Consider the following 22,842-nt stretch of genomic DNA (forward strand, 5'->3'; position numbering starts at 1 on the left):
TTGCTTCGCTGCTTGGGCTGCCGTTGTTCGCAGCGGTTTGGTGACGTTGTCGGGGTTCGTTGCGGGGTGCTTCGCTGTCCGTTCTGGTGTCGCTTCGGGTCCAGGGTGCTGGGCGTCCGCTATGGGGTGCTTCGCTGGCCGTTGTGCCGTCGCTTCGCGTCCGGGGGTGGGTGATGCAGGTGGGGGCGGAAAAAGTTAGGCCCTCCGCGGGGCGGAGGGCCTGGTGCTTATCCGCTCTTGCGGCGGAATTCGCGTTTGTGGCTGGCGTTGCCGTGGGCGGCTGATGCCTTGGAGCGGCCGTCGAGGTGGTCGGCGGTTCGGGCGTGGTTCTTGTTTTTGCGGTCCAGCGCCTCTTTGAACTTTCGTTTCACCTCGTCGGCGCTTGCGCCCTCGGAACTGCCTGAGCTCTGGGAACTATCCGATTCCGCCATCGCCTGCTCCTCGTCGTCGCGGCCGCGCGCCGCAGCACTGGGGGCAGCGGTGCCCGGCCGATCGGTGTCGAACGGTTCGACGGTAGTCGCCGGGGAAGGGGATGTCAGGTGGATATCGCCGCGCGTCTCCGGTGGCGGGCGGAGCCGGGTGTGCGGGTGGTGTCTCGAGAGGTGGGATCGGTTAGTCCAGGGGGTGGGCGGTGGTGCCGCCGAAGGGGATCGGGGGGAGGCCGAGCTTGCGGTGGTCCCAGCTGCGGACGCGCTCGGGGACGACGCGGATGGCGGAGCGTTTGTGCAGCATGGCCTCGACCATGGGACGCACCTCCGCGCTGTACGGGGCGGTGTAGCGCTCCCAGACGCTGACCCCGACGGCGAACAACTGGTCGGGGTCGTCGATGATCTCGGCCCGGCCCTCGATGGCGACGCCACGCAGCTGGTCGTAGGTCTGGCCGGCCTCGATCATGCAGGTGATGCGCGGGTCGCGGCGCAGATTGACCGCCTTCTGCGACTTGGTCTTGGTCTCGAACCAGATCTCGCCGTCGAGCAGCGCGTACCACATGGCGGTCAGGTGCGGCCTGCCGTCCTTGCCGAGGGTGGCGAGCGTCGCGATGCGGCTGCGCTGCAGGAACTCGGTGATCTCGGTCTCGGACATGACGATCTGTGCCCGTTGGTTGACTCCCATGGGCCAACTCTAGAGGCAGATTTCTAGAACGTGTTATAGGCGCTTGTGCAGGGCCTCGGCGGCGGCGACCAGGTCGGCGGCCCAGCGGGCGCCCGGCCGGCGGCCCATCCGGTCGATCGGGCCGGACACGGAGACGGCGGCGATCACGGTGCCGCCGGCGTCGCGGACGGGCGCGGAGACGCTGGCCACGCCGGACGCGCGTTCGGCGGCGCTCTGTGCCCACCCGCGCTTGCGGACCTCGGTGACGGCGCGTTCGCCGAAGACGGCGTCGGCCAGGATGGTGCGCTGCAGCTCGGGATCGGCCCAGGCGAGCAGGACTTTCGCGGCCGAACCGGCGGTCAGCGGCAGGCGCGCGCCGACGGGCACGGTGTCGCGCAGGCCGACCGGCGGTTCCATCGCCGCGATGCAGACGCGCGCATTGCCGTCCAGGCGGTACAGCTGGACGCTTTCGCCGGTGATCTCGCGCAATCGGGGCAGCACGGCCGAAGCGGCCTCCAGCAGCGGATCGGTGGCTCCCGCGGCGAGTTCGGCGAGCGCGGGACCCGGCCGCCACATGCCGCCGTTGTCGCGGGCAAGCAGGCGATGCACCTCGAGTCCGACGGCGAGCCGGTGTGCGGTGGCGCGGGGGAGCCCGGTGCGGGCGCACAGCTCGTTGAGACCGCAGGGATGCTCGGCGACGGCGTACAACACCGCCACTGCTTTGTCGAGGACGCCGATGCCGCTATGCTGTCTCATAGAACGATACTAGCGTCTCGGATGCTGGGAAATCCACTGCTGCGGATACTCCCCGGCGCGGCTGCTCGCCACGCGACATCCGGTCTCGCATATCCGAAAAAAACTTGTGCAGCCGTCGCCGCGTTCACAGCCCCGATCGCGGACCGGATGCTTGTCGAAAGGTGATCGAGAATGGCACAGCCGCGCACCATGGCCGAAAAGGTGTGGGAGCAGCATGTCGTCGCCCGCGGCGAGGGCGAGGGCGTCGGGCGCGAGCCCGACCTGATCTACATCGACCTGCATCTCGTGCACGAGGTGACCAGTCCGCAGGCCTTCGACGGGCTACGGGCGGCGGGCCGGCCGGTGCGGCGTCCCGATCTCACCATCGCGACCGAGGATCACAATGTCCCGACGGTCGATATCGACAAGCCGATCGCCGACCCCGTTTCGCGCACCCAGGTGGACACCTTGCGCCGCAACTGTGCGGAATTCGGTGTGCGGCTGCATCCGATGGGCGATCTGGATCAGGGCATCGTGCACGTCGTCGGCCCGCAGTTGGGGCTGACGCAGCCCGGGATGACGGTGGTCTGCGGTGACAGCCACACCTCGACGCACGGTGCGTTCGGCGCACTGGCGATGGGCATCGGCACCTCCGAGGTGGAGCATGTGCTTGCCACCCAGACACTCTCGCTGCGTCCGTTCAAGACGATGGCGATCACCGTCGACGGCACGTTGGCGCCCGGGGTGACGAGTAAAGACCTGATTCTCGCCGTCATCGCGAAGATCGGCACCGGTGGCGGCCAGGGTTACGTGCTGGAGTACCGCGGTGAGGCGATTCGCGCGATGTCCATGGAGGCGCGAATGACCATCTGCAACATGTCCATCGAGGCGGGCGCCAGGGCGGGCATGATCGCCCCTGACGAAACAACCTATGAATTCCTCGCCGGACGGCCGCACGCCCCGCAGGGGGACGACTGGACGGCAGCAGTGGCCGCCTGGGAGGCGCTGAAGACCGACGAGGGCGCGGTTTTCGACGCCGAGGTGCACATCGACGCGAACGCGCTGACCCCCTTCGTCACCTGGGGCACGAACCCGGGACAGGGCGCGCCCCTTGGCGAATCGGTGCCCGATCCCGCCCAGATAGCCGACGAGACGGCGCGCGAGTCCGCGGAGAAAGCGCTGCGATACATGGATTTGGCGCCGGGAACGCCGTTGCGCGATGTGGCGATCGACACCGTATTCGTCGGTTCGTGCACCAACGGGCGCATCGAGGATTTGCGTGCGGTGGCCGGGATTTTAAAGGGACGCCGGGTCGCCGACGGAGTGCGAATGTTGGTTGTACCGGGCTCGATGCGGGTTCGCGCACAGGCTGAATTAGAAGGACTGGGCGACATTTTCGCCGCGGCGGGCGCCGAATGGCGGCAGGCGGGGTGCTCAATGTGCTTGGGAATGAATCCGGATCAGCTCGCGCCGGGGCAGCGCTGCGCCTCCACGTCGAACCGGAACTTCGAGGGCCGCCAGGGCAAAGGCGGCCGCACACACCTGGTTTCCCCGCTCGTAGCGGCCGCGACGGCGGTCCGCGGAACCCTGTCCTCGCCTGCGGATCTGGACTGACCGGGCGCGATACCTCTACCGACTCAGGAGAATCAATGGAAGCCTTCACCGTGCATCAGGGGATCGGCGTGCCGTTCCGCCGTTCCAATGTCGATACCGATCAGATCATCCCGGCCGTGTACCTGAAGCGGGTGACCCGCACCGGATTCGAGGACGGACTGTTCGCCGCATGGCGAACGGATCCGGACTTCATTCTGAACACCGAGCCGTACAAGCGGGGAAGTGTGCTGGTGGCCGGCCCCGATTTCGGCACCGGATCCTCACGTGAGCACGCCGTTTGGGCGCTGTCGGACTACGGCTTTCGGGTGGTGATCTCGTCCCGGTTCGCCGACATCTTCCGCGGCAATGCCGGTAAGGGCGGTCTGCTGGCCGCTCAGATGTCACAGAACGATGTCGAAATGCTCTGGAAGTTGCTCGAGGAACAGCCCGGGCTCGAATTGGTTGTGGACCTCGAGGCGCGCACGGTGACCGCTGGAACCGCCGTGTTGCCGTTCGATATTGATGACTACACACGGTGGCGTCTGCTCGAAGGATTGGACGACATCGGGCTCACTCTGCGCCGCAGCGAGACCATCGCCGAGTTCGAAAACGCAAGGCCAGCATGGAAACCCACTACCCTCCCAGCACGTATTTCGCAGTCCTAAACACCCCGCTCGGTTAGCTGGATGGGCAGGGGGCCGATAGCTGGACGTGTGCTAAACCACATGAATTTTGGCGTGGCACATAGACTCTTGCCCATTGTGGGTTTACCGTGGTACCTAGTCGGTCCGACGACGGGCCATTAGTCTGCGGAGGATTCAATGAACAAGGCGGAACTGATCGACGTTCTGACCGAAAAGTTGGGTACGGACAGGCGCACGGCCACCGCGGCAGTCGAGCATGTGGTCGACACCATCGTGCGCGCGGTGCACAAGGGTCAGAGCGTCACAATCACCGGATTCGGTGTGTTCGAACAGCGTAAGCGTGCGGCTCGTGTCGCCCGCAACCCGCGCACCGGCGAAACGGTCAAGGTGAAGCCCACTTCGGTGCCTGCGTTCCGTCCGGGCGCTCAGTTCAAGGCCGTGATCGCCGGCAAGCAGAAGCTGACCGCGAGCGGCCCGGCCGTCAAGCGCGGCGCGAATGCCCCGGTGGCAGCGAAGAAGGCGGCCGCCAAGAAGACGGCAGCCAAGAAGACTGCCGCCAAGAAGGCGACCCCGACCAAGGGCCCCGCCAAGACGACGGCGAAGAAGGCTGCCAAGAAGGCACCCGCAAAGACCGCCGCTCGCAAGGCGACTGCGACCAAGACCGTAGCCAAGAAGGCTCCGGCCAAGGCCACGGTGAAGAAGGCTGCGGCCAAGAAGGCCCCCGCCAAGAAGGTCACCGCCGCCAAGAAGACCACTGCGGCAAAGAAGACCGTCGCCAAGAAGGCGCCCGCGAAGAAGACGGCCGCCAAGAAGGCGCCGGCTCGTCGCAGCCGCTAGGAACAAGCGGTAAGACCGCGAAAACGGCCCCGGAGCTTCGCCTCCGGGGCCGTTTCGGCTGTGCTGACCGGTCTTTCGGGCCATGTGGGCTGAGTTTGGCTCCCGCGCACCGCGGGCGGGCGTCGAGGGCCGTGCCCGGTGACCGGCCGGTTCGGCTGCCAGACGCAGCCGTAGCGGCCCTTTCCGGCCCGATGCGGGCGGGAAAGGGCCGGTTTGCCCTGTCGGGGTCCGGCTTTGGGGACGGTGCGCTCAGGCCCGGACGACGTCGGCGGACAAGGTGCGGTCCATGTGGTCGGCCGCGACCAGCTTGCCGCGGTGGCACGACAGTACCCAGACGCTGCCCTTGCGGTTGCGCGCGGAGGGCAGGGTGACACCGTCCCGTTCGGCCCACCAGTGCAGCAGATCCGGAATCACCTTGCCCTGACTGCACACAACGCGAACCTCGGTATCCGAGACCAGCGAGACGAGTCGCTCGCGCGCCGCGTCCTGCGCTGCGGCATAACCGGTTTCGGACAGCAGCGGCTCGAGCACGATCTCGGTGCCGAGCTTCTCCGCCAACGGTGTCACCGTCTGCACACAGCGCACCGGATCGGCCGAATGAATCTCAGATGCCCCGAACGCCAGCAGATTCGGCACCAGCACCCGGGATTGGGACTGCCCCTCCCGATCCAGCGGGCGCAGCGGGTCCGGACCGGAGAAGCGGTCGCGCCGACCAGCTTTCGCGTGCCGCACCAGCAGCAGGGTGCTGGTGTCCGGTGGCAGCCGGGTGAACGCGCGCACCACCTGCCGGTCCATCGGGTAGGACAGCTGATCCATCACCCGATCCAGCGGATGCCAATTCAGCACGTCCACTTCGCTATTGGCGCTGAACTCGCCACCGGCGACCGTCGCCGCCCAGTAGTCGACCCGCTTCAGCTTGCGGTGCCCCGGAATCGGGTAGGTGACGTGGCCGAGGTAGCGACCGAGCTTGCAGTCCAGCCCGGTCTCCTCGCGCACCTCGCGGAGGCCGGCGAGCACCGGCGTCTCGCCGGGGTCGAGCTTGCCCTTGGGCAGCGACCAATCCTGATACTTGGGTCGATGCACGACGGCGATCTCGATCGTGCCGCCCGCCGTCCTGCGCCACACCACCGCGCCCGCGGCGTGAATGTTGGCGGTTACCCGGGGGTCCCAGAAGGGACCCCCTTCCATCTCGTACCCGGTGCGACCGCTCACTGCTGATCGGGCCTCCGCAGCCGCATGAGGAATTCCTGGTGGTCACGTACTTTCACGTCGTCATCTCCGGCGTGCTCCGGCCAAGCGAGCCAATTACCATCCGACCGGAGTACCCAGCAGCGGGTGTTGGGATGCAGCGCGGAGTCGAAAACCTGGCCGAGTTGTTCGGTCAGCCGCGGATCCTTCACCTGCGCCATCACTTCCACGCGCCGGTCGAGGTTGCGGTGCATCATGTCGGCGCTGCCGATCCAGTACTGATCCTGGGCCTGGAAGTGCATGACGCGGGAGTGTTCGAGGAAGCGGCCGAGGATCGAGCGCACCTCGATGTTCTCGCTCATGCCCGGCACCCCGGGCCGCAGACCGCAGATTCCGCGCACCACGATCTGCACCGGCACGCCGGCCAGCGAGGCCCGATAGAGCGCGTCGATGATCTCCTCGTCGACGATGGCGTTGGCCTTCAGCCGGATTCGGGCATCCTTGCCCGCCTTGGCCAACTCGGTCTCGCGCTGGATCCGTTCGATGATCCCGGCGCGCACGCCGTGCGGCGCGACGAGCAGGTTGCGGTAGTTCTCTTTTCGTGAGTAACCCGTCAGCGAATTGAACAGGTCGGTCAGGTCGGCGCCGATTTCCGGTGCGGCGGTGAGCAATCCGACATCCTCGTAGAGCCGCGCGGTCTTCGGGTTGTAGTTGCCGGTGCCGATATGGCAGTAGCGGCGGATGGTCGCGCCCTCGCGGCGCACCACCAGGCACGTCTTGCAGTGCGTCTTGAGGCCGATCAGACCGTAGACCACGTGGACGCCCGCCTGCTCCAGCGCGCGCGCCCATTTGATGTTGGCCTGCTCGTCGAAGCGCGCCTTGATCTCGACCAGCGCGACGACCTGCTTGCCCGCCTCCGCGGCGTCGATGAGCGCGTTGACGATCGGGGAGTCACCGGAGGTGCGGTAGAGCGTCTGCTTGATCGCGAGCACCTGCGGGTCGGCGGCCGCCTGCTCGATGAACCGCTGCACGCTGGTGGAGAACGAATCGTAGGGATGGTGCACCAGCACATCGCCCTCGCGCAGCGCCGCGAACACGTTGCGCGGCGTCTCCCGCTCGCCGAACGCGGCAGGCGTCGCGGGCACGTACGGGGTGTCCTTGAGGTTCGGCCGGTCCACGCCGTACACCTGCCACAGGCAGGACAGGTCGAGCAGGCCGGGCACCTGGATGACGTCGCCGGGATCGACATCCAGTTCCCGCAACAACAATTCGAGCATGTGCTCGGTCATGTCGTCCGAGACCTCCAGGCGCACCGGCGATCCGAACCGCCGCCGGGCGAGTTCGCGCTCCAACGCCTGCAACAGGTCTTCGTCGCGATCCTCGTCGACCTCGAAGTCGGCGTTGCGGGTGATCCGGAACGAGTGCTGCTCAACCACTTCCATGCCGGGGAACAGCAGATCGAGGTGCGCCGCGATCAGTTCCTCCATCGGAAGGAACGCCGCGATGGGGGAATTCGAGTCGGTGCGCCGCACGCGGACGAACCGGTCGACATTGTCCGGCACCTTGACGCGGGCGAAGTGCTCGCCGCCGGTCGACGAATCCTTCACCGTCACGGCGAGATTGAGACTCAGGCCGCTGATGTAGGGGAAGGGGTGCGCCGGATCGACGGCCAGCGGCGTGAGCACCGGGAACACCTGATCCTGGAAGTGCCCCGAGAGGCGTTGGCGCTCATCGTCGTTGAGATCTTTCCAGTCGATGATCGCGATGCCCTCGTCGGTCAGCGCGGGCAGCACCTCGTCGAGGAAGACCCGCGCGTGCCGCTCGGCGATCTCCTGGGTGCGCTTGGTGATCAACTCCAGCTGTTCGCCGGGGGAGCGGCCGTCGGCGGAGCGCACCAGTAAACCGGTCTCGGCGCGCCGTTTCAGGCCCGCGACCCGCACCATGTAGAACTCGTCGAGATTCGACGCGAAGATCGCGAGGAACTTGGCCCGTTCGAGCAGTGGCAGCGAAGCGTCTTCGGCCAGGGCCAGCACGCGCGCGTTGAAGTCGAGCCAACTCAACTCTCGATTGAGATAGCGATCGCGTGGCAACTGCTCGACGGTGGCGTCCGTCGGCACCGGTGAGGCCGCGGGCGGCGGGGTGGGCAGCAACTGTTGCTTGACGGTCTCGGTATCGCTCATGCCCGTACCTCGCTGGCGCTCGGCGCCGACATGCGCGATGCGCACCGGTCCATAGTTAGCTCACTCACGCCAACGATCATCCCCTACTCGGGGTGCGATGTGCAGGCCGACACTGCGATTGCCGTCACCATCGGCCGCTGGTGTGGCGACCTTCTAGCACACTCGGCGAACGGGCTGGTGAACGCGGCCCTGCCAGCCGATGTCGTGCAGCACAGCACGGGTCGACCCGCCCGCGCCGAGCTCGATCGCCAGGTCCAGGTCGTCGGCCGTATCCACATCCAGCCGTAACCCCGGCCAATCGCCGGGCAGGTCCACCGCGCCCGCCGCGACATGCTTGCCCGCCGAGCCGGGTCCGAACCTCGGGTCGAGCGGGACGACAGGGTCGCGGACAAGTAGCGCGGCCGTTCCGGTGCCCGCGTGATCGACCACGATAGAGCGGACGCCGCGCGGCGCGGTCGCCAACATATCGGCCAGTTCCTCCGGCCGCAGCGCGGGCAGGTCCGCTTGCACGGCGAGCAGATCGACCGCACCGTGCCGGTGGCGCAGGGCGGCGGCGGCATCGGCGAGTGCGGCGTTCAAACTGTCCGAGCCGAGCGGACGCGGCTCGGGATGGACGGCGGCACCGAGCGTGCGCGCCAGATCGGTCACCGCCGGATCGGGCGTGACGACGGTGACCGAGGCGATCTCCTCGACGGTCGCGGCGGCGGTCACGGTGTCGGCGAGCATGGCCAGGACCAACCGGGCCCGGTGTTCCGGGCGCAGCCGGTCGGCCAGTCGACTCTTGGCCTGATCGAGGCTCTTGACCGCGATCACGGCATGCACGGCGTGCGGGCGCATGCGACCAATCCTTCCATGGCATATTGGGCAGATGACGAGGGCGGCAGTACTGGGCGCGGGATCATGGGGTACCGCGTTCGCGAAGGTTTTGGCGGACGCGGGCACCGATGTCACCATCTGGGCTCGACGGCCCGAGGTCGCCGAGGTACTGCGCACCGATCATCGCAATCCGTCCTATCTTTCCGATATTCAGTTGCCGCCGATCGCGGCCACGCACGACCCGGCGGTCGCGCTCGACGGCGCGGACCTGGTCGTCCTCGCCGTGCCGTCGCAGTCCCTGCGCGCGAATCTCGCGCACTGGAAGGACCTGATCGGCCCGGACTCGACCCTGCTCAGCCTGGCCAAGGGCATCGAGACCGGCACCCTGCTCCGGATGAGCCAGGTGATCGCCGACGTCAGTGGCGCCCACCCGAGCCGGATCGGGGTGCTGTCCGGTCCGAACCTGGCGCGCGAGATAGCCACCTGCCAGCCCGCGGCAACGGTGATCGCGTGCACCGATGCCGAACGTGCTGTCGCGGTGCAACAGGCCTGCGCCACCGGTTATTTCCGCCCGTACACCAACACCGACGTGATCGGCTGCGAGATCGGCGGCGCCTGTAAGAACGTGATCGCCCTCGCCTGCGGTATCGCCTCCGGCATGGGCCTGGGCGACAACACCGTCGCGAGCATCATCACCCGCGGTCTCGCCGAGATCATCCGGCTCGGCGTCGCCCTCGGCGCCGAACCGGCGACCCTGGCCGGCCTGGCCGGCGTCGGCGACCTCGTGGCGACCTGCACCTCGCCGCTGTCGCGCAACCGCTCCTTCGGGCACGCGCTCGGCGCGGGCGGTTCCATGGAATCGGCGCAGGAGGCGACCCACGGCCAGGTCGCCGAGGGCGTCAAATCCTGCACCTCCATCCGCGCCCTCGCCGAAAAGCACACCGTCGACATGCCCCTCACCACCGCCGTCCACCAGGTCTGCCACGAAAACGTCCCCGTCCTCGCCGCCGTAGGCAACCTCCTCGGCCGCCGAATCAAGCCGGAGTAGGCATCAGTTCCCGGAGTTTTCGATGATGTGCTTCAGCTTCTCGGTCTCTTGCACCTGTTGTTCCTGCTGGAGCGCGAAGCTGGTGGCGGCAGTGTGCAATGCGTTGCCGATCCGCTCGGCCACAGGCTTCGCCTCGTTGAGCCGCTTCTGTATGAATTCCGCTGCGCCCGTGTAGGAGTCCCACATCCCGAAGAACAGCGGGCCGAACTGTACAACGGTGTACTTCAGCGGGTCGATCTCCCCGGCGGTCTGTGCCAACTCCGGGGCGACCTCGTTCAGCCAAACTTTGGAGACCTGCTCGAGCAGGTCGACGTCTACCTTCAGTTCTCTGGCCATGATTGATCACTCCACGGGTGTTCGATACTCATTGCGTTCATAGGCCGATCGAGCTCAGCCCGGATTCACGATCCGCCAAATCGCCAGTTCGGCTTCCGTGGAGGGGGTACCGTTCCACGGATGCTCTTGAAAATTCTCGTCGGTCAGCAGTGTCCGGTATGTTGGCTTCGCCGCGCCCGCGTTGGTGACGTCCACGACCGATGTGCGGGTCGCTACTGCTGATTTCTTCAGCAGGTGTGCGATTTCGGTGGCGGCGGGGCGCAGATCGTCGGGACTCGACGATGCCGCCACATTCAAGTCGACTGTGATCGCTATCTTGCCCGGCTCATCACTCCGGTCCACGGTATCGACCATGAAGAAGCAGGTGCCTGCGGGGAAAGACAACTTCTCGAGTTCTGCCGTCAAGAGTTTTTCGTCGGCGTTCTGCGCCGGAGAGATCGGACCTCTGGGGCACGGCCCCGGCTCCGTTGTCGTCGATGAAGAACTCGGTGCTGCTGTCGGGGTAACGAAATCGTCCGATCCGCACGCGGACAAAACAAATATGCCGCTGGCTGCGGTGGCACACGAAAGCGCCAGGAGGCGGGTCGAGAAAGGGGCCAGGGGCTTGGATCGATAGGAACTCATTTCGCTTTCTCCTCGCCGTCCTGGTGCCAATCGTCATCCTTGTTGTCAAACAGATCGGTCGCGCCGGAGGGCCATGTTACGGCACCAGATTTGGCGACATCGAACCCAGTTGGTGCCCGGATAAGGTTCTTGAGGTCGTTGCTCGCGACGAAGACTTTGCTTTGGACCTTGACGAAGTCGGTGAGCAACTGGGCGACGAGTTCGACGGCCGCCACGATAGCGGAGTTCAAATTGTTGATGGTCCAGATCGACGCAACACCAGCCGTGGCTGCTGTCTCCTCGACGAATGTGCCGACGTTTGCGACTATCGTGGCCAGTTTATTGGCCAGGTTGTAGTAAAGGTTCTGTCCCTCTTCGGCGACAGTGATCATCCGATCGTGAATGGTGGTGCACATGTTGTCGATGGTGGTCATCGCCGCCTGCTGGCTTTCCTTGGTCGTCTTGAACGACTTGTAGGCGCTTCCATCCCATCGACCTTCCATATTCAGCTCGCGGCGGCCCTGCATGCCGATACACCCGCGTACTTCGGCGCCGATCCATTGCCATTTTGCCGCGTAGTCCAGGAACAACCAGGGCGCGAACATGCCCTCGACAGCCTGCTTGAGATTCTCGAACAGTTCGGCCAGGGTGTCTTGTATGTCGTCCCTGACTTCGCTCACCTTCAGATAAACCAGGGGAGCGATGTACTTCAGCTTGTCGACAGCGTCGTTAATTTGATCAGGTGTCTTCTTGACCTCGTCGACCGCGCGGGAGAAGTCATCCCGAACTTTGGTAAGGGTCTTTTCCGATAATTCGACCATTAATCCGAATTCCGTTCTTTCTCGAGCTAGCTGTATGTCAGAAGATACTGCTCGTGTTCCAGCACCTGCGACGCCAGCTCGTCGTCCGCGACGTGCGTGAAGTGGCTATCGATTATCGGTCGAGGCTTCTTTGCGCGTATCTGCTGACAGCAATCGAGAATATCCTGCGCGATGAAATCGGCTTCGATGCCTGCTGCCCAGTCCGGGTCGATTGTGATCGAGATCAATTTCGACCACGTGGCCCGGACCGTGAGGGCCGACTGACCGAAGGCGTCGCGTCCCGGTCCTTGCACCTGAATCGGAGTTTCTAGAAACAGTTGGTCGTACAGCACTCTGTACTCGTCGATAGAGCGGGTTCGCAGCAGTAAAGGTGCGGCGGTACGCAGAGACGGTATAGTCGACGGTGGCAATTCGCCGGATTCGACCGTGCGCGCGGCCCACTCGTACATTCCGTAGCGATACGCCTCCACAATCGACTGACCGTATTGAGCAGGGGTGAATGCGTACTTCCAGTCGCGCCCCAGCTTGATGCTCTTGGGTAGACGGTCGTCGGCGACGTCGACGGAAATCAGCGATGATTTCGGCGGCGGCGTTATGCCGAGCCTTGTCATGGCGGTTGACGAGTTGACCGAGCCTGCTGTTCCGCGGCCTGCAGGCACAGGACGGCTGGGCGACGCTTCGGGTGTGAACGGCGGCGAGGGCACACCGGACGCAGGCGGTCGACCCGCGGCGTTGCCGTACGACGACCGAGGTTCGGGCGCGGGCTTCGTGGTCGGTCTGAGCGGCTCCTCGTCCCAGAATTCATCAGGATCGTCGTAGTGGTTGTAGTATCCGCCGGCCATCACGTCACCCCACCGCGACCTCGGGCCTGCAATGCAGGCGGCATCGTAAAACGGACAATCAACGTATACCCCCACTTCGAGTCAGCCGCCGAGACGGACGCGATCACCCTCGCTGGGACCGGTCGGTTTGTCAACTGAACCGCACTGCCATTTTCGGGGACCGTTACATAGCGTGGAGCGTCACGGGAATGGGTAGCGGTGGAGGCGGTAGGGGTGGCGGGTACGGTTCGGGGCATGACGAACCGGATCCGGGTGGCTGTGGTTTTCGGCGGGCGGAGCAATGAGCACGCTGTGTCGTGCGTGTCGGCCGGTAGCGTGCTGCGCAATCTGGATCCGGAAAAATACGATGTGGTACCGATCGGGATCAGCACCGAAGGCACCTGGGTGCTGGCCGATTCGGAGGTCGCCGCGCTCGGCTTCCACGATCGTGCGCTGCCCGCGGTGGACGGCACCGGCACCGCGCTGACGCTGGCCGCGGGCCGGGGCGGCTCCGGCGCGCTGGTCGCCCTGGACGATCCGCACGCGACGTTCGGCGCGGTGGATGTCGTATTCCCCATCCTGCACGGGCCGTTCGGCGAGGACGGAACTCTGCAGGGTCTGCTGGAACTCGTCGGCGTGCCCTACGTCGGACCGGGCGTGCTGGCCAGTGCGGCGGGCATGGACAAGGAGTTCACCAAGAAACTCCTTGCGGCCGAAGGACTGCCGGTCGGCAAGCAGGTGGTATTGCGGCCGGGCACCGCGACACTCGATGCGGCGGACCGGGATCGGCTCGGTCTGCCGGTGTTCGTCAAGCCCGCACGCGGCGGCTCCTCGATCGGTATCACCAAGGTGACCAGTTGGGCCGAACTCGACCCCGCCATCGCGGTGGCGCGTGCGCACGACCCGAAAGTCATTGTCGAGGCGGGCATCATCGGCCGCGAGGTGGAATGCGGCGTGCTGGAGTTCCCGGACGGACGGGTGCAGGCGAGCATGCTGGCCGAGATCCGGATGCCGGAGGACGACGCCGCGGCGCACCCCGAGTTCTACGACTTCGAGACCAAATACCTCGACGACGTCTGCGAATTCGACATCCCGGCGAAGCTGGACGACGAAATCGCCGACAACGTGCGGGAACTCGCGGTCAAGGCGTTCCGTGCGCTGGACTGTCAGGGCCTGGCCCGAGTGGACTTCTTCATCACCGCGGACGGGCCGGTGATCAACGAGATCAACACCATGCCCGGTTTCACCCCCATCTCGATGTACCCGAAAATGTGGGATGCCACCGGCATCGACTACCGGACCTTGATCTCCACCCTGATCGAAACCGCCGTCACACGCGGCACCGGACTTCGCTAGTCGCGGTCGATACCGGCGGCATCGAGCGCGGATGAAGGCGGGTCAGATGCAGGTAGCGGTGTTGTTCGGCGGCACGAATGCCGAGCGGGATGTCTCGATTGCCACGGCGGGGCAGGTGTTTCGCGCGTTGCGCACGCGCGGGCACGAGGTCTCGGCCTACGACACCACGGCGGGCCGCCTCGACGCCGACGGCGAGGGTCGGCTCATGGCGGCGACGGTCCCGGCGGAGCCGCCGCAGGTCAGCGGTGCGGTACCGGACGTGACCATGCGATTGCTGTGCGAGCAGGGCGGATTGCGCGACGTCGACGTCGTCTTCCTGGCGCTGCACGGCGGCACCGGCGAGAACGGCACCATCCAGGGGCTGCTCGATCTGGCGGGCGTGCCCTACACCGGCAGCGGCGTGCTGGCCAGTGCGATGGCGATGGACAAAGACGTATCCAAGCGGCTGTTCCGGCTCGCCGGGGTGCCGACACCGGACTGGGAGATGGCGGCGGCCGACGAGTTCGATGATCGGCTCGGCTGGCCGGTGATCGTCAAACCGAACAAACAGGGCTCCACGGTCGGCCTGACGGTGGTCAAGGATCCCGCGCACTACGCCGAAGCGGTGCGGGTGGCCCGCGCACACGACGACGAGGTGATGGTCGAAAGGTTTGTGCCGGGACGCGAATTCGTGGTCGGCGTGCTCGGCGACGCCCCACTCGCGGTCGGCGAGATCATTCCGCAGGGCAGCGAGATCTTCGACTACCGCAGCAAATATCAGGTCGGGGGCGCGGTCGAGATCTTCCCGGCCGAGATTCGCACCGGATTGGCGGACGAGATGCGCACCCAGGCGGTGCGCGCGCACCGGGCGCTGAAGCTCGGTGCCTACAGTCGCGTCGATTTCCGGGTCGACGCCGCCGGTGACATCTGGTGTCTCGAAGCGAACACCCTGCCGGGCATGACGGCGACCAGCCTGCTGCCGCAATCCGCGGCGGCCGCCGGAATCGACTTCGCCGAACTGTGCGAGCAGATCTGCCTGCACGCTTTGCGCAAGCTCGGTTAGCCGTTTCTGCGTATCGTCGAGTCATGCTCGTGGCGATGACGATTCCGGGGTTGGCGCTGTTGCTGATCGCGCTGTCCTTTGCCGAGGTGATGTGGCGGAAGGTGAGCGGGAAGTCGCTGGTGCCGTGGATGCGCGACAGCGGTCGGCCGGTGGCGGCCGTGGGGTTCGAGCAGTTCGATGCGGTGTTCGCGGCGGGGAAGCAGCACGAGTTCGAGCAGGTGCAGTCGACGCTGATGTATCGGGAGAACCCGGGGGACGGCGCGCCTGGGGGTGTGGATGTGGACCTGTCCAACGGCAAGGTGACGTTGAGTCCGTCGGCGCAGTGAGTTCGAGTGGCAAAGTACGGCGCCTCCGAGCCGCCCGCGCAGCGACTTCGAGTCGCCAGGCACGGCGGCTTCGAGTCCTCAGGGGCGCAGGGGCTTCGAGTCGCCAGGCACGGCGGCTTCGAGTCCTCAGGGGCGCAGGGGCTTCGAGTCGCCAGGCACGGCGGCTTCGAGTCCCCAGGGGCGCAGTGACTTCGAGTCCCCAGCACGGCAGCCTCGAGTCCCCAGGCGCAGTGGCCTCGAGTCCTGACGGGACCGTGACTTCGAGTCCGAGGGGCCGACGCCGCCGCGATCAGTTGGGCAGCGGCCCCGGGTCGAGCGCCTTGGCCGGGAGGTTGGCGGTGATCGCGTCGGAGACGCTTTGCAGCGGTGTGGGTCCGGAGCCGTCGGGCACGGTGAGCGCGATATAGGTCTCGCGGTCGACGGCGAACCAGGTGCTGGCCTTGGCGGCCGGATCACGGGCCTCGAACCACTGGACGTTGTTCACCATCTGCAAGGGTGAGGCGCGGTTGAATTCGAGCGGGCGATCGAGGCCGCAGCGCAGCACGATCGCGTCGCCGCCGTCGGGCCGCTGCCAGGCGCGGGTGCCGGGCGGGGAGGGTTCTACGAGAGTGGATTTGGTGAAGTCGCCGACGGTGGTGGGTAAGGCGGGCAGCAACGTCACGCACGCCTGACCGTCCGCGGCGGGTGCGGGAACCGGACCGAGCACCAGCGGTTCGCGTTCGACCGGCGCGCGCCGGGCGAGCACCGCGGCCACGAGTAGCCCGACAATGAGCACCACCGGCAGCGCGACAGCCGTGGCGATCAGCGCAGGCGGATACTGCCGCGCAACCGCATCGGTGCTCGCAGAGGCTTCGGGCTCTTCGGTGTCGTCCGCGCCACCACGCGCGGATTCGGCACCGCCACTTCGAGTGGTCGCCGCATCGGCATCGCGTTTACCTGTCGCCGTCCCGTCGACGTCAGTGGTTCCAGCGACGGCGGTGGGGTGGGAGTTTCCGGGGGCAGCCGCGTCGGTATCAGTGTTTTCCGTGATGGCGTCGGGGCTGGTGCTTTCCGTGGCGTCGGTGCCGGTCTGGTCCGCGGCATCGGTTGCCGACTCGCCTGGCCCCACAGTCGAGGACTTCTCGGTGTCGCGCGCGGACGCACCGCCCGCTGCGGCGTCCTCGCCCTTCGACGAATCGCGGTCCGACGATTCCGCCGCCATGCTCACCGACCCTTCCTGCGCTGGATGACCGGGCGGGGGCCGCGATCGCTGCCGCGGGTGCCGTGACCGGCCCGGTAGTACTCGATTGCCCTGGAAAGGGTACCTTCGGGTCGTTTCCAGCCAGCAGCGTGTCGGAAAGGACCCGGTCATCAGCGAGAGCGCTACGCCGCGGACGGTGCGCGAACTGGGGGAGTTCGCGCTGATCGAGCGGATCAACCGGCGTCGGGTGCAGGCACCTGGCGTGCTGCTCGGGCCGGGTGACGACGCCGCGCTGGTCGCCGCGCCGGACGGCCGATTCGTGGTGACCACCGACATGCTGGTGCAGGACCGGCACTTCCGGCTCGACTGGTCCAGCCCCGCGGACATCGGCCGTAAGGCGATCGCGCAGAACGCCGCCGACGTGGTCGCGATGGGCGCCGCGCCCAGCGCGTTCGTGGTCGCGCTCGGTTTACCGTCCGACACCCCGCTCGAGGTGGTCGACGGCCTGGCCGACGGGATGTGGGCGGAAGCGGCCCGCGCCGGCGCCTCGATCGCGGGCGGCGATCTGGTGCGCAGCCGCGAGATCGTCATCTCGGTGACCGCGTTCGGTGACCTGAACGGCCGGGCCCCGGTGCCGAGAGCCGGTGCGCGCGTGGGCGACACGGTCGCGGTGGCGGGCCGGCTCGGCTGGTCCGCGGCCGGTCTCGCGGCGCTGACCGCCGGTGTGGACTCCGCCGAGTTCGCCGAAGTGCTTGCCGCGCATCGAGTCCCGCAGCCCCCCTACACGGCAGTGCTGGACGTCCTGTCCACGAAAGACACTGCAGCGCAACCGCACAACGATGTTGCGCCGCACCCACGCGATGACGCTGCGTCGCACTCGCACGACGATGTTGCGGCGCACCCGCACAACGACGCTGCGCCGCCCCCACGCGATGACGCTGCCGCGCACCCGCCCAACAACACAGCGAATCCGGCAACACCGTGCCCGAATTCACTCACCGACGTCTCCGACGGCTTGCTCGCCGATCTCGGACATATCGCCGAGTCCTCGGGCGTCTCCATCGATCTGGATTCCGCGGCGCTGCGCGACCCGGCGCTCGAGCGAATCGCCGGCGCATTGGATGCCGATGCGGCGCAATGGATTCTGACCGGCGGCGAGGACCACGCCTTCGCCGGCACCTGGCCCGCCGGTCGGCCGCTGCCGCCGGGCTGGGTGCCGATCGGGCGCGTGTGCGCCGGTCACGGCGTCACAGTCGACGGTGTGCCGCGCTCCGGCAGCGCCGGCTGGGAATCGTTCGGTGGGGCGGACTCGGCATCGCCCGGTGAACCACGCTAAGTTGTGCGGTCATGGGCGCGAAACCACTGTCGGAAATCATGGATCCGGGATGGGCGAAGGCACTCGAGTCGGTGGCGGATCGAATTTCGGCCATGGGCGAGTTCCTGCGCGCCGAGAACGCGGCGGGCCGGGGCTATCTACCGGCCGGTGAGAATGTGCTGCGCGCGTTCCAGCGCCCGTTCGACGCGGTCCGTGTGCTCGTGGTGGGCCAGGACCCGTATCCGACTCCCGGGCACGCGATGGGCTTGAGTTTCTCTGTCGCTCCGGATGTTTCGCCGGTGCCGCGCAGCCTGTCCAATATCTTCGCCGAATACACCAAGGATCTCGGCCATCCGACCCCGTCCTGCGGCGACCTGAGCCCGTGGTCGGACCAGGGTGTGCTGATGCTGAACAGGGTGTTGACGGTGACACCGGGTCAGCCCGCCTCGCATCGCGGCAAGGGCTGGGAAGCGGTGACGGAGCAGGCGATTCGCGCGCTGGTCGCGCGGGATGAGCCGCTGGTCGCGATCCTCTGGGGTCGGGACGCGTCGACGCTGAAGCCGACCCTGGTCGAGGCCGAGGTGCCCTATATCGAGTCCGCGCATCCGTCGCCGCTGTCGGCGTCGCGCGGTTTCTTCGGTTCCCGCCCGTTCTCCCGAGTGAACGAATTGCTCGACGAGCTGGGTGCCGAACCCGTTGACTGGCGCCTGCCGTGAGCAGGCGTCTGTGTGTGATCTACCGAGTTCGAATCGAGTGAGGAGCTCTACCCATGCCCAACACCACCGTTCGTGGCGCACTGCGCGGCACCACCGCCACCCTGGCCCTCTGCGCCGCTCTCGCCGGTGGCGCCGCCACCGCGAGTGCCAAGGGTCTGCCGCTGGAGCAGGCCACGGACACCACCTCGGCTCCGGCCGGTACCACGTCGGCGCCGATCGGTGAGGAATTCACCTCCAACGGCTCGTCCACCATCTCGTCGTCGGTCAACGCCAAGGTCACCTGCCTGCTGCAGAACACCTTCAGCGCGTCCGGCAAGTGGAATTGCTGAGCGGAAACCCGTCTCGAGGGCTCGCGGGTGAACTGTAACCAGTTCTATGCGATCCTCGGTTAGTGAGTAATGCGAACAATCTGCTCGAGCCCGCGTCGCTGCGGCTGCGTGGTTCGGGTGGTCTCGAGCTAGTCGCCGACCAATTCGGCCCGATAGCCGGCCCGCTCGTGGTGTTCCTGCACGGCGGCGGGCAGACCAGGCACTCGTGGAAGCAGACCGGCGTGAAGCTGGCGGCCTCCGGTATGCGGGTGGTCACCCTGGACGCGCGCGGGCACGGTGACAGCGAATGGTCCGCGGACGGTGATTATCGCCGCGACACCATGGTTCGAGATCTCTTGCTGGTGTTGGAGCAGCTCGGTGCGCCCGCCGTGGTGGTGGGGGCCAGTATGGGCGGGATCACCGGGCTGCTCGCCACCGCGGTCTCCGGCGCGCCGATCAAGGCGCTGGTGCTCGTCGACATCGTGACCAGGCCCGAACAGGCCGGGGTGGCGCGGGTGATCGACTTCCTCGGCCGGCATCGGGACGGCTTCGATTCGCTCGAGCAGGTCGCCGACGCCGTTGCCGAATATCTGCCGCATCGTCCGCGTCCGGAGAACACCGACGGGCTGCAACGCAATCTGCGCCAGCGCGACGGTCGCTGGTACTGGCACTGGGATCCGGACATGCTCGCCGGCCGGGTCGAGGACGCCTCGGAGATGGTCGATCAGATGGAGGCGGCGGCCCGCCGGCTGAGCATGCCCGTGCTGCTGGTGCGCGGCTTGCAATCCGACGTGGTGAGCGCCGAGGGAGCCGCGGCCTTCCAGGAACTGGTGCCGCACGCGGAGCTGGTCGAGATCGGCGGCGCCGCGCATACCGCGGCGGGCGACAACAACGATTCGTTCACCGACGCGGTCGCCAAGTTCGTGCTGCGCAACGAACCGTGACTACCGGTACTCCGGCTTGCGCTTCGCCACGAACGCGTCCACACCCTCGCGCCCGGTCGGGCCGTCGGCCGCGGCGGCGATCGCCTCGCGCTCCCGGTCGAGCTGGTCGCTGAGGGTCGACGAAGTCGACTGGGCCAGCAGCGTTTTGATGCTGGCATGGGTCGAACGCGGTCCGGCGGCGAGCGTGCGGGCCAGGTCGAGCGCCGCGCTCTGCACGTCCTCGTCGGCGACCAGCCTGCTGAGGATGCCGAGCCGCACCGCCTCGTCGGCGTCCAGCACGGCGTCGGTGAGCAGGATCTCGCGCGCCCGGCCCAGTCCGACGATGCGCGGCAGCGTCCAGGACATGCCGCCGTCGGGGCTGAGCCCGATGCCGGGGTAGGCGGGACGCAATTTGGTGCCGGGTCCGCCGAGCGCGATATCGGCGGCGCAGACCAGGCTCATACCCGCGCCCGCCGCCCAGCCGTGCACGCCCGCGACCACCGGCACCGCGGTCGCGTCCAGCGCGCGGACGAAATGGTGCAGGTCGGTGGCCAGACCGTAGATGTGCGCGGCGCGATCGTCGGCGGCCGCGAAGCCGCGCACGTTGCCGCCCGCGCAGAAGTTCGCCCCGCTGCTCGTCAGCAGCACGGCCCCGACGTCCGCGCCGAGCGAGCGCAGGGCGGCCGTGCCGGCGACGATGCCACCGAAGTCCATGGACGTGCCGTTGGCGGCGGTGGCGATGGTGATCTGCAGGACGCCGTCGACGGTGCTCACGTACCCGGTCTGCGCGGTGGAGGTCATGGTCTGCACTTTAACGTGTGGCGACGGCGGGGCCGGACGGCGTTGCGCCGAGGTCGGTTTCGTCCGGTGGGCGCACCATGCGCAGCTCGAGCACCGCGGTGAACGGTTCGATCTTGCGCGCGCCGTCCGGGCGGAAGCCGTGCCTGCCGTAGAAGGCGCGGGCCCGCGGATTGTCCTCGAAGACCCACAGCGAGCAGGCCTTTCGCGGGTCGAGCACGGTGCGCAGGAGATCGTCGGCGACGCCGGTGCCGTACCAGGCCGCGCGGACGTACAGTGCGCTCAACTCCAGTGGTGTGACCGGTGATTCATCGGTGGACTCGCCCGCGCTCGCGAAACCGATCACTGCGTCGCCGAGCACCGCGACGTGCGTGCGTCCCGGGTAGCGGAGTCGGTCGCGTTCCCACTGGGCGGCCCGGCGGCGCACATCGAACGCGGCGAGCACATGCGCGGGCACCAGGTCCGCGTAGGCCTCGCGCCAGCAGGCGATATGGCATTCGGCGAGGCGATAGGTGTGCTCGGCGGCGAGCGGCAGGATGCGCCACGTCGACTCGGTCATATGCACCATGGTCGCCGAACGGACCCGCAGATGACTACGCCCCGGCCACCCGTGAGGGTGCCGGGGCGTGCGTCGGTCTCGTACCGATCAGCCGTGGCGTATCAGCCGCGGACGACCTTGCCCGCCTTCAGGCAGGAGGTGCACACGTTCATGCGGCGGGTGTTACCCGGCGCAACCTGGGCGCGAACGGTCTGGATGTTCGGGTTCCAGCGACGGTTGGTGCGCCGGTGCGAGTGCGAGACCGACTTCCCGAAGCCGGGGCCCTTGGCGCAGACGTCGCAGACGGCAGCCATAGTCGCGAACTCCTTCATGTCATGGTGGGGACCGCCGCCCGCGGGCAGCATGTCCGGAAACAATGTATCGACGTACCCCTGCCGACTGATGTCGGCCAGCGCAAACCGGCGACGGCCACGCGAGGCAACCCTGCAAGGGTAGCGGGACGGGCACCGATCCACCAAACCGGGCGTCGGCAGCCGATGCCGGTGACGGCTGTGGGGTACCCCGAGTGTAGGCGGAAACGCACGGCCGCCCGCCGTGGCCCACACCGTCGGCCGGGTGTCGGTATCGCCCGCTAACCTGGCGAGCGGCGTCTGCGGCGCGAGCGCGGGCCCGGCGGCGTGCCGCGCGCCGGACACAAGTGGCGGAGGGAGAGGGGTGACGGTGCCCGGAGTGCGGGATGTGATGGACGGCACGGCGCTGCTGCGCTGGGGTCGAACGTGCCTCGACGGCCTGGCGCATCGGCGCGAGGAGATCAACGCACTCAACGTCTTCCCGATACCGGACGCCGACACCGGCACGAACCTGCTCGCGACGATGCGCGCGGCGATGGCGGCCGCCGAGGCGATCGCGGCCCCGTCGAGCGCGCGCGAGGTGACGGCGCACGAGGTCGCCGCCGCCATGGCGCGCGGCGCGACGATCGGCGCTCGCGGCAATTCCGGCATCATCCTGTCCCAGGTGCTGCGCGGGATCGCCGAGGCCGTCCACGCGGGACCATTGACCGCGACGACGCTGCGCGAAGCGCTGCGGCGCGCGGCCGTGCTGGTCCGGGCGGCGCTGAGCGTGCCGATCGAGGGCACCATTCTCACCGTGCTCGACTGTGCCGCCGCCAGCGCCGCCGGGGACGCCGACGGCACGCTCGCCGAAGTCGCCCTGGCGGCGGCCGACGGCGCGGCCAAGGCGCTGGGCGAAACGCCGTCGCAGCTCGGCGTGCTGCGCGATGCCGGGGTGGTCGACGCGGGCGCGCGCGGCCTGGTGGTGCTGCTGGACAGCCTGGTATCGGTGACGCTAGGTGAGATCCCGTCCCGGCCGGAGTACACCCCGAAGGAACCCGGCATGACCCAGCCCGAATCCGAGCCGTCCGAAACAGCTTCGCCCACACCGCAATTCGAAGTGATGTACCTGCTGGGCGACACCGACGAGGCGCGGCTGGCGACACTGCGCGCCCGGCTCGCCGAGCTGGGGGATTCGGTGGTGGTGGTCGGTGACGGGCAGGGCTCCTGGTCCGCGCACGTGCACTGCGCCGACGCCGGCGCGGCGGTGGAGGCGGGGCTCGTGGCGGGGCGGCTCAGCGGTATCCGGATCGAGAGCTTCGCCCTGGCCCGGCAC

General features: G+C 67.5%; 26 protein-coding genes. 12 read left to right on the top strand and 14 right to left on the bottom strand.

Annotation, left to right across the window (positions count from 1 at the left end; all coding sequences use genetic code 11):
- Positions 1-227: 227 nt before the first annotated feature.
- The 3 genes from NVU01S_RS16175 to NVU01S_RS16185 all read right to left on the bottom strand — a co-directional run bounded on the left by NVU01S_RS16175 (position 228) and on the right by NVU01S_RS16185 (position 1,848).
- A complete protein-coding gene (locus NVU01S_RS16175) occupies positions 228-431 on the bottom strand; it encodes a DUF5302 domain-containing protein (RefSeq protein ID WP_014987144.1) in 204 nt (67 codons plus the stop codon).
- A 181-nt stretch (positions 432-612) separates the two neighbouring features.
- The gene (locus NVU01S_RS16180) at positions 613-1,113 is read right to left on the bottom strand and encodes a PPOX class F420-dependent oxidoreductase (protein ID WP_043682931.1); all 501 of its coding nucleotides are present in this window, start codon (positions 1,111-1,113) and stop codon (positions 613-615) included.
- 33 nt (positions 1,114-1,146) lie between these two features.
- Positions 1,147-1,848, bottom strand: coding sequence for an IclR family transcriptional regulator (locus NVU01S_RS16185; protein ID WP_014987142.1), 702 nt, complete (start codon positions 1,846-1,848; stop codon positions 1,147-1,149).
- 171 nt (positions 1,849-2,019) lie between these two features.
- On the opposite strand from NVU01S_RS16185, the gene leuC reads away from it, so the two are divergent.
- From leuC to NVU01S_RS16200, 3 genes are all read left to right on the top strand, one after another.
- Positions 2,020-3,441: a 3-isopropylmalate dehydratase large subunit gene (leuC, locus tag NVU01S_RS16190; protein ID WP_043682928.1), complete on the top strand. Its 1,422-nt coding sequence runs from the start codon at positions 2,020-2,022 to the stop codon at positions 3,439-3,441.
- Between the two features lie 35 nt (positions 3,442-3,476).
- Positions 3,477-4,085: a 3-isopropylmalate dehydratase small subunit gene (gene leuD / locus NVU01S_RS16195; RefSeq protein WP_014987140.1), complete on the top strand. Its 609-nt coding sequence runs from the start codon at positions 3,477-3,479 to the stop codon at positions 4,083-4,085.
- 156 nt (positions 4,086-4,241) lie between these two features.
- On the top strand, positions 4,242-4,901 hold the full coding sequence (locus NVU01S_RS16200; RefSeq protein ID WP_043682925.1) for an HU family DNA-binding protein: 660 nt from the start codon (positions 4,242-4,244) through the stop codon (positions 4,899-4,901).
- Between the two features lie 249 nt (positions 4,902-5,150).
- Here the strand turns inward: NVU01S_RS16200 and NVU01S_RS16205 are convergent, their stop codons facing one another.
- The 3 genes from NVU01S_RS16205 to cofC all read right to left on the bottom strand — a co-directional run bounded on the left by NVU01S_RS16205 (position 5,151) and on the right by cofC (position 9,106).
- Entirely contained in the window at positions 5,151-6,089 is a 939-nt protein-coding gene (locus tag NVU01S_RS16205) for an NUDIX hydrolase (protein ID WP_043682935.1), read from the bottom strand.
- A gap of 20 nt (positions 6,090-6,109) precedes the next feature.
- Positions 6,110-8,269, bottom strand: a complete 2,160-nt coding sequence (locus tag NVU01S_RS16210) for an RNA degradosome polyphosphate kinase (protein WP_029897178.1) — start codon at positions 8,267-8,269, stop codon at positions 6,110-6,112.
- A 153-nt stretch (positions 8,270-8,422) separates the two neighbouring features.
- Complete coding sequence (gene cofC / locus NVU01S_RS16215) at positions 8,423-9,106, bottom strand: 2-phospho-L-lactate guanylyltransferase (RefSeq protein ID WP_043682921.1); 684 nt, start codon at positions 9,104-9,106, stop codon at positions 8,423-8,425.
- Positions 9,107-9,137: 31 nt separating this feature from the next.
- Here cofC and NVU01S_RS16220 point away from each other — a divergent pair, with 31 nt between their 5' ends.
- A complete protein-coding gene (locus NVU01S_RS16220) occupies positions 9,138-10,133 on the top strand; it encodes an NAD(P)H-dependent glycerol-3-phosphate dehydrogenase (RefSeq protein WP_042254100.1) in 996 nt (331 codons plus the stop codon).
- A gap of 3 nt (positions 10,134-10,136) precedes the next feature.
- On the opposite strand, the gene NVU01S_RS16225 is transcribed toward NVU01S_RS16220, so the two are convergent.
- From NVU01S_RS16225 to NVU01S_RS16240, 4 genes are read right to left on the bottom strand one after another with little or no spacing between them, the layout of a single operon-like run.
- Positions 10,137-10,469 (bottom strand): hypothetical protein, encoded by a 333-nt coding sequence (locus NVU01S_RS16225; RefSeq protein ID WP_043682918.1) that lies wholly within the window; start codon positions 10,467-10,469, stop codon positions 10,137-10,139.
- A 54-nt stretch (positions 10,470-10,523) separates the two neighbouring features.
- The gene (locus NVU01S_RS43390; protein ID WP_156162012.1) at positions 10,524-11,093 is read right to left on the bottom strand and encodes a hypothetical protein; all 570 of its coding nucleotides are present in this window, start codon (positions 11,091-11,093) and stop codon (positions 10,524-10,526) included.
- Positions 11,090-11,893: a hypothetical protein gene (locus NVU01S_RS16235; RefSeq protein WP_043682912.1), complete on the bottom strand. Its 804-nt coding sequence runs from the start codon at positions 11,891-11,893 to the stop codon at positions 11,090-11,092. Before NVU01S_RS16235 ends, NVU01S_RS43390 begins: the two co-directional genes overlap by 4 nt.
- A 26-nt stretch (positions 11,894-11,919) precedes the next feature.
- A complete protein-coding gene (locus NVU01S_RS16240; protein WP_156162011.1) occupies positions 11,920-12,735 on the bottom strand; it encodes a hypothetical protein in 816 nt (271 codons plus the stop codon).
- A 234-nt stretch (positions 12,736-12,969) separates the two neighbouring features.
- Between NVU01S_RS16240 and NVU01S_RS16245 the strand changes: the two genes are divergently transcribed.
- Genes NVU01S_RS16245 through NVU01S_RS16255 form a run of 3 tightly spaced genes read left to right on the top strand, consistent with a single transcriptional unit; the run spans position 12,970 to position 15,438 of the window.
- Positions 12,970-14,070: a D-alanine--D-alanine ligase family protein gene (locus NVU01S_RS16245; RefSeq protein WP_043682909.1), complete on the top strand. Its 1,101-nt coding sequence runs from the start codon at positions 12,970-12,972 to the stop codon at positions 14,068-14,070.
- Between the two features lie 46 nt (positions 14,071-14,116).
- The gene (locus NVU01S_RS16250; RefSeq protein ID WP_156162010.1) at positions 14,117-15,112 is read left to right on the top strand and encodes a D-alanine--D-alanine ligase family protein; all 996 of its coding nucleotides are present in this window, start codon (positions 14,117-14,119) and stop codon (positions 15,110-15,112) included.
- Positions 15,113-15,147: 35 nt separating this feature from the next.
- Positions 15,148-15,438, top strand: a complete 291-nt coding sequence (locus NVU01S_RS16255; RefSeq protein ID WP_244896311.1) for a DUF6191 domain-containing protein — start codon at positions 15,148-15,150, stop codon at positions 15,436-15,438.
- Between the two features lie 289 nt (positions 15,439-15,727).
- On the opposite strand, the gene NVU01S_RS16260 is transcribed toward NVU01S_RS16255, so the two are convergent.
- The gene (locus NVU01S_RS16260) at positions 15,728-16,639 is read right to left on the bottom strand and encodes a DUF3515 domain-containing protein (protein WP_043676488.1); all 912 of its coding nucleotides are present in this window, start codon (positions 16,637-16,639) and stop codon (positions 15,728-15,730) included.
- 175 nt (positions 16,640-16,814) lie between these two features.
- Between NVU01S_RS16260 and thiL the strand changes: the two genes are divergently transcribed.
- The 4 genes from thiL to NVU01S_RS16280 all read left to right on the top strand — a co-directional run bounded on the left by thiL (position 16,815) and on the right by NVU01S_RS16280 (position 19,901).
- Positions 16,815-17,954, top strand: a complete 1,140-nt coding sequence (gene thiL / locus NVU01S_RS16265; protein ID WP_052280986.1) for a thiamine-phosphate kinase — start codon at positions 16,815-16,817, stop codon at positions 17,952-17,954.
- Between the two features lie 11 nt (positions 17,955-17,965).
- Positions 17,966-18,649 (top strand): uracil-DNA glycosylase, encoded by a 684-nt coding sequence (locus NVU01S_RS16270; protein ID WP_014987125.1) that lies wholly within the window; start codon positions 17,966-17,968, stop codon positions 18,647-18,649.
- Positions 18,650-18,702: 53 nt separating this feature from the next.
- Positions 18,703-18,978 (top strand): hypothetical protein, encoded by a 276-nt coding sequence (locus tag NVU01S_RS16275; protein ID WP_014987124.1) that lies wholly within the window; start codon positions 18,703-18,705, stop codon positions 18,976-18,978.
- Positions 18,979-19,040: 62 nt separating this feature from the next.
- On the top strand, positions 19,041-19,901 hold the full coding sequence (locus NVU01S_RS16280; protein ID WP_043676490.1) for an alpha/beta fold hydrolase: 861 nt from the start codon (positions 19,041-19,043) through the stop codon (positions 19,899-19,901).
- Here the strand turns inward: NVU01S_RS16280 and NVU01S_RS16285 are convergent, their stop codons facing one another.
- From NVU01S_RS16285 to rpmB, 3 genes are all read right to left on the bottom strand, one after another.
- Positions 19,902-20,681, bottom strand: coding sequence for an enoyl-CoA hydratase/isomerase family protein (locus tag NVU01S_RS16285; RefSeq protein WP_043676590.1), 780 nt, complete (start codon positions 20,679-20,681; stop codon positions 19,902-19,904).
- A 10-nt stretch (positions 20,682-20,691) separates the two neighbouring features.
- Positions 20,692-21,237, bottom strand: a complete 546-nt coding sequence (locus tag NVU01S_RS16290) for a GNAT family N-acetyltransferase (protein ID WP_043676592.1) — start codon at positions 21,235-21,237, stop codon at positions 20,692-20,694.
- 101 nt (positions 21,238-21,338) lie between these two features.
- On the bottom strand, positions 21,339-21,530 hold the full coding sequence (rpmB, locus tag NVU01S_RS16295; RefSeq protein ID WP_011210730.1) for a 50S ribosomal protein L28: 192 nt from the start codon (positions 21,528-21,530) through the stop codon (positions 21,339-21,341).
- A gap of 361 nt (positions 21,531-21,891) precedes the next feature.
- On the opposite strand from rpmB, the gene NVU01S_RS16300 reads away from it, so the two are divergent.
- The coding region (locus NVU01S_RS16300; protein WP_244896312.1) for a DAK2 domain-containing protein at positions 21,892-22,842 on the top strand (951 nt) is incomplete at its 3' end.

Source organism: Nocardia vulneris (assembly GCF_001613425.1).
GTDB lineage: Bacteria > Actinomycetota > Actinomycetes > Mycobacteriales > Mycobacteriaceae > Nocardia > Nocardia vulneris.